Annotated in this window: 6 protein-coding genes and 1 pseudogene; 4 read left to right on the forward strand and 3 right to left on the reverse strand. The window is 62.9% G+C overall.

From position 1 onward, the window contains the following. From ACGLHR_RS50390 to ACGLHR_RS50405, 4 genes are all read left to right on the forward strand, one after another. The coding region (locus ACGLHR_RS50390; protein ID WP_400103460.1) for an alpha/beta hydrolase family protein at window positions 1–590 on the forward strand (590 nt) is incomplete at its 5' end. Next, a complete protein-coding gene (locus ACGLHR_RS50395) occupies window positions 559–729 on the forward strand; it encodes a hypothetical protein (protein WP_400103466.1) in 171 nt (56 codons plus the stop codon). The genes ACGLHR_RS50390 and ACGLHR_RS50395, both read left to right, overlap by 32 nt. Beyond that, the gene (locus tag ACGLHR_RS50400) at window positions 668–1,501 is read left to right on the forward strand and encodes a GntR family transcriptional regulator (protein WP_400103462.1); all 834 of its coding nucleotides are present in this window, start codon (window positions 668–670) and stop codon (window positions 1,499–1,501) included. Before ACGLHR_RS50395 ends, ACGLHR_RS50400 begins: the two co-directional genes overlap by 62 nt. A 444-nt stretch (window positions 1,502–1,945) precedes the next feature. Then, window positions 1,946–2,317 (forward strand): helix-turn-helix transcriptional regulator, encoded by a 372-nt coding sequence (locus ACGLHR_RS50405; RefSeq protein WP_400103468.1) that lies wholly within the window; start codon window positions 1,946–1,948, stop codon window positions 2,315–2,317. A 10-nt stretch (window positions 2,318–2,327) separates the two neighbouring features. Here the strand turns inward: ACGLHR_RS50405 and ACGLHR_RS50410 are convergent, their stop codons facing one another. From ACGLHR_RS50410 to ACGLHR_RS50420, 3 genes and pseudogenes are all read right to left on the reverse strand, one after another. After that, on the reverse strand, window positions 2,328–3,269 hold the full coding sequence (locus tag ACGLHR_RS50410) for a nucleotidyl transferase AbiEii/AbiGii toxin family protein (protein ID WP_400103464.1): 942 nt from the start codon (window positions 3,267–3,269) through the stop codon (window positions 2,328–2,330). After that, on the reverse strand, window positions 3,253–4,074 hold the full coding sequence (locus ACGLHR_RS50415) for a type IV toxin-antitoxin system AbiEi family antitoxin domain-containing protein (RefSeq protein ID WP_400103470.1): 822 nt from the start codon (window positions 4,072–4,074) through the stop codon (window positions 3,253–3,255). Before ACGLHR_RS50415 ends, ACGLHR_RS50410 begins: the two co-directional genes overlap by 17 nt. 155 nt (window positions 4,075–4,229) lie before the next feature. Then, window positions 4,230–5,486, reverse strand: a pseudogene (locus tag ACGLHR_RS50420) (tyrosine-type recombinase/integrase). Window positions 5,487–5,828: the final 342 nt, after the last annotated feature.

Here is a 5,828-nt window from a genome sequence, read left to right on the forward strand (position 1 = left end):
TGTGGCACGGCGGCATGTCTCTACCGCACGTGTCATCAAGGCTGGGCGCGTCGTTTGATCACCTTGAAAGGGGTGGCGTTGAAATCCCCTTCGAAGGCGGCGTGCTTGCCGGTTTCCTCCGACTTCCCCCTGGCACCGTCAAGCCTCCGGTTATGGTCATGATTCCAGGGTTGGATTCAGCCAAGGAAGAGATCGAGCCTTACGAACTCCCGTTTCTTGCGCGCGGGATCGCGACATTGATGGTCGACGGCCCCGGTATTGGAGAAGCCGAGTATGACTTTCCGATCCGCGGTGACTACGAGGTCCCGGTGAAATCGATCGTTGACTGGATCGCGACCCAACCGGAAGTAGACGGAGAGAACGTCGGTCTCTGGGGGGTCAGTCTGGGCGGATACTATGCGCCCCGCGCCGCAGCCTTCGAGAAGCGCATCAAGGCATGCATCGCGTTAGCAGGTCCTTACGATTTCTCGATCGGCTGGCAGCAGTTGCCCGAGTTGACGCGCGAGCTGGACCTGCCTGTTTACGCGGGCCGAAACGCCGAAGGAGATTGTCGGCAAGCTGCATGGCGCCCTCGCGCAGGCGCTCGATGACGGGCAGCTCGCCCAGGCGATCGAGGCCAGCGGAGCAGAGAAATTCCCCTCGACGCCCGAGCAGACCAGCCGGTTCCTTGCCGGCGAACGGACAATGTGGGGTAATCTCATCCGCAGCCGACACATCCACACCGACTGAATCCTCAATCCAGAAAGATGTCTTCTCCCGAAACTTCCCGGACCCGCGCGCTATCGGTCGCGGATACCCTGCGCAACCGCATCTTCGACGGCGAGATTCCGCCGGGTCCCACTTGATGGAGGTCACACTGGCCCAGGAGTTGGGCGTCTCCCGCACGCCGGTGCGCGATGCGCTGGCCCGGCTCGCCGACGAGGGCCTGCTGGTCTACCAGCCCAATCGCGGCTTCCTGGTCCGCCGCTTCCAGCCCAAGGACATCAAGGACGCCTTCACCGTGCGGGCCACGCTCGAGGGCTTGGGCTGCCGGCTGATCGGCGAGCGCGGCCTGATGCACGCCGAACAGGAGCGCCTGGGCGGCCTCCTGGCGGCTCAGCGGCGGGTGCTGCATGAGGAAGAGTGGAACGACCAGCAGGCCCTGCTGTGGCAGAACATGAATCTCGACTTTCACTACGCGCTGCTGGAGTTGGCGGACAACAGCTGGCTGACCGACGCCGTGCGCCGCGCGAGGCAGTTGCCCATCATCTTCGACAGCAAATCGCATCCCCACGACCATGACGCCCTGATGCTGCTGTACCAGCGCGACCACAGTCGGCAGGCGCTGGCGGAGCACTACCGCATCGTGGACGCGCTGGCGCTGCGCGAGGTCGGCCGCGCCGAGGCACTGATGCGCGAGCACATCCTTACCAATCGTGACGTGCTGATCCGCGCCCTAGGGGCGAACAGGCTGGGCGCAGCGGCGCAGGTGCCCGGCAGCGGCGGCCAACTGCTTTCCTAGTAGAGCGGTGGCGTTTCCCCCCGCTCGTGCTCGTGCTCGTGCTTGGCGAGCCAGCGCAGGTAGCGATTTCGATCGACGTGGTGGAGTAGGTGACGAAATTTGGGGAGGCGCTGGATTCAGTGTTGTGTCGTTTTCTGAGCCTCCCAAGCCCATGGATGCGCCCGGCGTTCGCGAAGAAGCGGTTCTGCCCTATAAAGGGAACGGCAGCGCCGCGATGACCGACACGTCATTGGTGCGAGCCCGTGGCGTTACCTGACGCCACGGTGTGAGCCCGCGTCTGAGCCTGGTCTGGGAATCGTCAGCGACAGTGGCGAGCGGCGTGAGCCGCATCCCGTTTGAGAGATCGAGTCGAATTCGACGCTTCCCATGACGCTGCCGTTCATCAACGATGTCCGGCATCAGCTTCGGCACGTAGGCCTCAACTTTCGCTATGGACATCCGACGATGAGCAATCACGCGGAACAAGCCTCGCCCGCCCTATCCCATCTGTCCCATCCCGGAACCGCGGGCTATGCCGATGTGCCCCAGTTTCTGACCGGGGGTCCCCTTCCTTTTCGCCGCACCATCCGTCGCCCCGAATTGCACCAGATCGTTCCCCTGGCCGAGACCACGATCTATGAGATGGAGCAATGCGGCGATTTCCCGTGGTGCTTCCGGCTTACCGCCCGCTGCGTCGTCTGGGACTTGGAGGAAATCAAGGCATGGATCGAGGCACGCAAGCAAGCATCTCGGTCCGGACGAGTTGATCAGGCTTCCGGCCCAGACGTCAGGCAGCGTAAGCGTCGGCCCGTGCGAAACAACGCCGACGCCCAATAGCACCGGCGGTTCACCCGGCCCGGCCTGCGATTCGCTCCAGTGCCTGCTCAAGCTCGCGGCGATCTGCCTCGCGCTTGGCCGCGGTACGCTGGGCCAGGTTATGCAACTTCCGCCGAACACCCGGCAACTGACTCGCATGAGAAAGCCCAAGAAGGCCGAAGTCCGGCTTCTCGTCTTCTACTGACCGAAGAAAGGCGCACGAAGGCTTGTCCAGCCATCCCGCCACGCGTGCCAGCAAACGCTCACGGCTCTCCAGCAATGCCTCCGCGCTGATTGGCTCGGCTGTCATTCCCCTGAAATGCACATCGAACGTCGCCGCGAAATCCGCCGGCACGCGAGGCCTCAGCATTTCCCAGGCTGGTTTGGGGCTGCAGGTCAGGTACACCAGGAAGGTTCGCCAGAGCATTTCGTCCGCCCGCGGGTCCTCCAACAGCAGGCCCACATCGAACAGGTCGCGCGGATGCTGCCGCGACAATGCGGCTGCCAGCTTGCCAGCATAGAGGTCAGCGAAATCCAGTACCTGCATGGAGGCAAAGCCGAAAGCCTCTTCGACCTTCGGCCTGACCACCATGCTGGGCACCGGATGCACCGTCCCTCGCATGACTGGCGTCGTCTCGATCTGCACGCGCGCGCGTCCGCGACTGGCCACCAGCCGCGTAGTCGATCCCGTGCCCTCGCCCGCCGACGACTGCACCTGCAGTTGCAGCGGACGGGCACGCAGCGCATCGGCCAGTTGCTCCAGCGCCGCCGCGATCAAAGCGGCATCCTCGGCGAAGTCATGTACGGGCAGCCAGGCCAGATCGATGTCCACCGACAACCTTGGCAGATCATGCTCGAACAGGTTGATCGCCGTATCCCCCTTGAGCGCGAAGCGCGGCTCCTGTGCCAGCACCGGCAGGATGTCGACCAGCAATTGCACCCGGTCGGTGTAGCGCTTATCCCAGATGCTCATCCAGGTCTCCAGGCAAGGTGATCTGATAGGTCGGTTGCAGGCGTCCGCCAGGCACCAGCGCGCGCTTGCCCCGCCCCAGATCGACACCTTGGAGCGGCACATGCGACAGCCACGCATGCCGATGGCGTTCGGCCAGGGCCAGGAACAGACGTTTGGCCTTGATGCTTCGGCAATGGCGCAGCAGCATGCCGACCCGTTGCGGTCGCAGCGTGGCCATTGCCTGCATCAAGGCATCGGCCTCATAGACCAAGGCCGCATCCGTCACGCCATCACACAGCTCCAGCATGGCCCGCTCCGGCGTGGAGCAAGCCAGCGCATCCATCCCGGAGCTGGTCTCTTGCCATGCCAATCCCTGATCGAGCATCGCCTTTTCCGGCATTTCGGGCGTGAAGCGCAATACTGGCAGGTCGAATGGCCCTTTGCCTCGCAATTCGAAGCGCTCGTTCAAAGGCAGCTTGCTCACCCATCCTGGTAGCCGGTCCGGCCCATAGAGCGTGATCGTGCCGGCTTCGCCCAGGCGCAGGTAGTGCTCGTGCCCCTGGAAGGCGAGCGCAAAGCGCCCCCCGACATGCAGCGACAATGCCTCGCCGAACTGGAGGCTGCGGACCGCGCCCTCCCATTGCAAGCGTCCGCCCTTCCTCAAATAGACGCCACGCGCCGGCGACACCAGCCAGCCACTGGCCACGTAGCGTGAGACGAGGCTGTTGGAATAGCCCTGTGCCCGCAGCCACCGACTGGAAACCAGGGTGGTGTCGCCAAGTTGGGTCAGGAGGCGGTTTAGCTTTCCAGCATTTTGATCACTCATGGTGCTCAAAATACACCCTTCATAAACCTCCGCCAACCCCATTTGGTTTAAAAAAATCAAAAATAGATCACTCAGAGTGTTCTTTTTGCCACGATTGTGAACCATCGGCAGGCGATCAGCGGCATGCCCGGATATGAGAACCATAGGAACCACCCTCACCGCGCCGCGCTCAGCACCGGCACCGACACGTTCGCGGGCATCAGCGTCGGCACGTGCGTTCGGCCATCGATCCAGGCATCGACCGTGTCGGCCCACTCCTGCAGCAGGTGGCGTCGCTGGTCTGCGTACTCGGCCTTGTTGTAGACCGAGCGCGAGGAACGTCCCTCCTCGTGCGCCAGGCACTTTTCGATCCAGTCGCGGTTGAAGCCCACTTCGTTGAGCAGCGTCGAACCGGTACGGCGCAGGTCGTGGACGGTGAACGGCTCGAGCGGCAGGCCTGCGGCCTTCGCGCGCTCGGCCACAATCTGCGTGACCCGGTTCAAAGTCGCCTTCGACATGCAGCGGTCGGCGTCGTAGCGCGACGGCAAGACGAACTTGGAGCCAGCTGCGCAGGTGTGCGGCGCCACGAAGATGTCCAGCGCCTGGCGCGACAGATAGACTACGTGCGAATTGCGCCCCTTCATCCGCTGCTTCGGAATCGTCCAAGTCGCACTCTCGAAGTCCACCTCATTCCAGGTCGCCTCGATCAGTTCGCTCTTGCGCACCAGCGTCAGCAAGATCAGACGCAAGGCTAGCCGGATCGTCGGATATGTGGCAACGGACTCCAGTTGGTGGAGTGCCTACCGGATTTCCAGCGGCGACAAGGCTCGATCCTTCGGCACGAAGCTCGCAATCGAGGCAGCGCCCACGTCGTCGGCCGGGTTGTCCACCTTCTCACCATGCAGGATGGCGAAGACATAGACCTGTTTCACGATGTCGCGGACATGCACCGCGGTGGCGGGCGCACCGCGCGCCTTCACCTTGCCGCATAGGGCACGCAGGTCATCGGCGGTGATTTCGTTGAGCAGCCGGTTCTGGAAGGCCGGCAGGATGTCCCGATCGACGATGCTCTTACGCATCGCTCGCGTGCTGTCGGCCATCCGGGCACCGGCCAGCCATTGAGCGGTCATGTCGCCAAAGTTCTTGGCGGCGGTCAGGCGGCGCTTCTCGCGCTGCTTCTCGTGGGCTGGGGACTTGCCCTGGGCGACGGCCTTCTTGGCGTCAATCAGCTTCTCGCGGGCCAGGGCGAGCGAGACGCCGGCCGGCCCGTAGCGGCCAATGGTCAGCGTCTCGCGCCGGCCATTGAGACGGTAATCGTAGCGGAAGGTGACGGTACCGGTGGGCGATACCGTCACGTACATGCCATCGCGGTCGGAAGCCTTGTATGTCTTGGACTTAGGCTTGAGATTGCGCAGTGCAGTGTCGGTAAGCATCGAGGTTTTTCCTCCTGTTCGTGACGGCTTTTACCGTCAGGGGCCAGGAGACCTGCTGATGCCGGGAAAGCCGCATAAAACAAGCTTTCCCGAAGAGACTTTTACCGTCAAAGACCGATTTGGTCTGGATAGTAAACGGGAGGGCCTTAATCCGGCCTCCGGGTTCTACCGCCACTTCTACCGCCAACCTGTTCCGCTGGCCGGCGATAGTCACCGATAGCTGCCGCAACCGATTTCTTTTGAAATCAATACGTTACGGCGATTTTTCGTAACTTCTCAATAAAGCGGGGCAAACGGCGTCACGCCGCTCAGGTGGAGAGAGCGATGCGCTGTTCGAGGAGG

Source organism: Cupriavidus sp. CuC1 (assembly GCF_044627735.1).
GTDB classification, from domain to species: Bacteria; Pseudomonadota; Gammaproteobacteria; order Burkholderiales; family Burkholderiaceae; genus Cupriavidus; species Cupriavidus ulmosensis.

Bases quoted from the DNA above. Each gene is read 5' to 3' on its own strand.
- ACGLHR_RS50410 (WP_400103464.1), bottom strand. From the start codon at position 3,269: ATGAGCATCTGGGATAAGCGCTACACCGACCGGGTGCAATTGCTGGTC.
- ACGLHR_RS50415 (WP_400103470.1), bottom strand. From the start codon at position 4,074: ATGAGTGATCAAAATGCTGGAAAGCTAAACCGCCTCCTGACCCAACTT.
- ACGLHR_RS50405 (WP_400103468.1), top strand. From the start codon at position 1,946: ATGAGCAATCACGCGGAACAAGCCTCGCCCGCCCTATCCCATCTGTCC.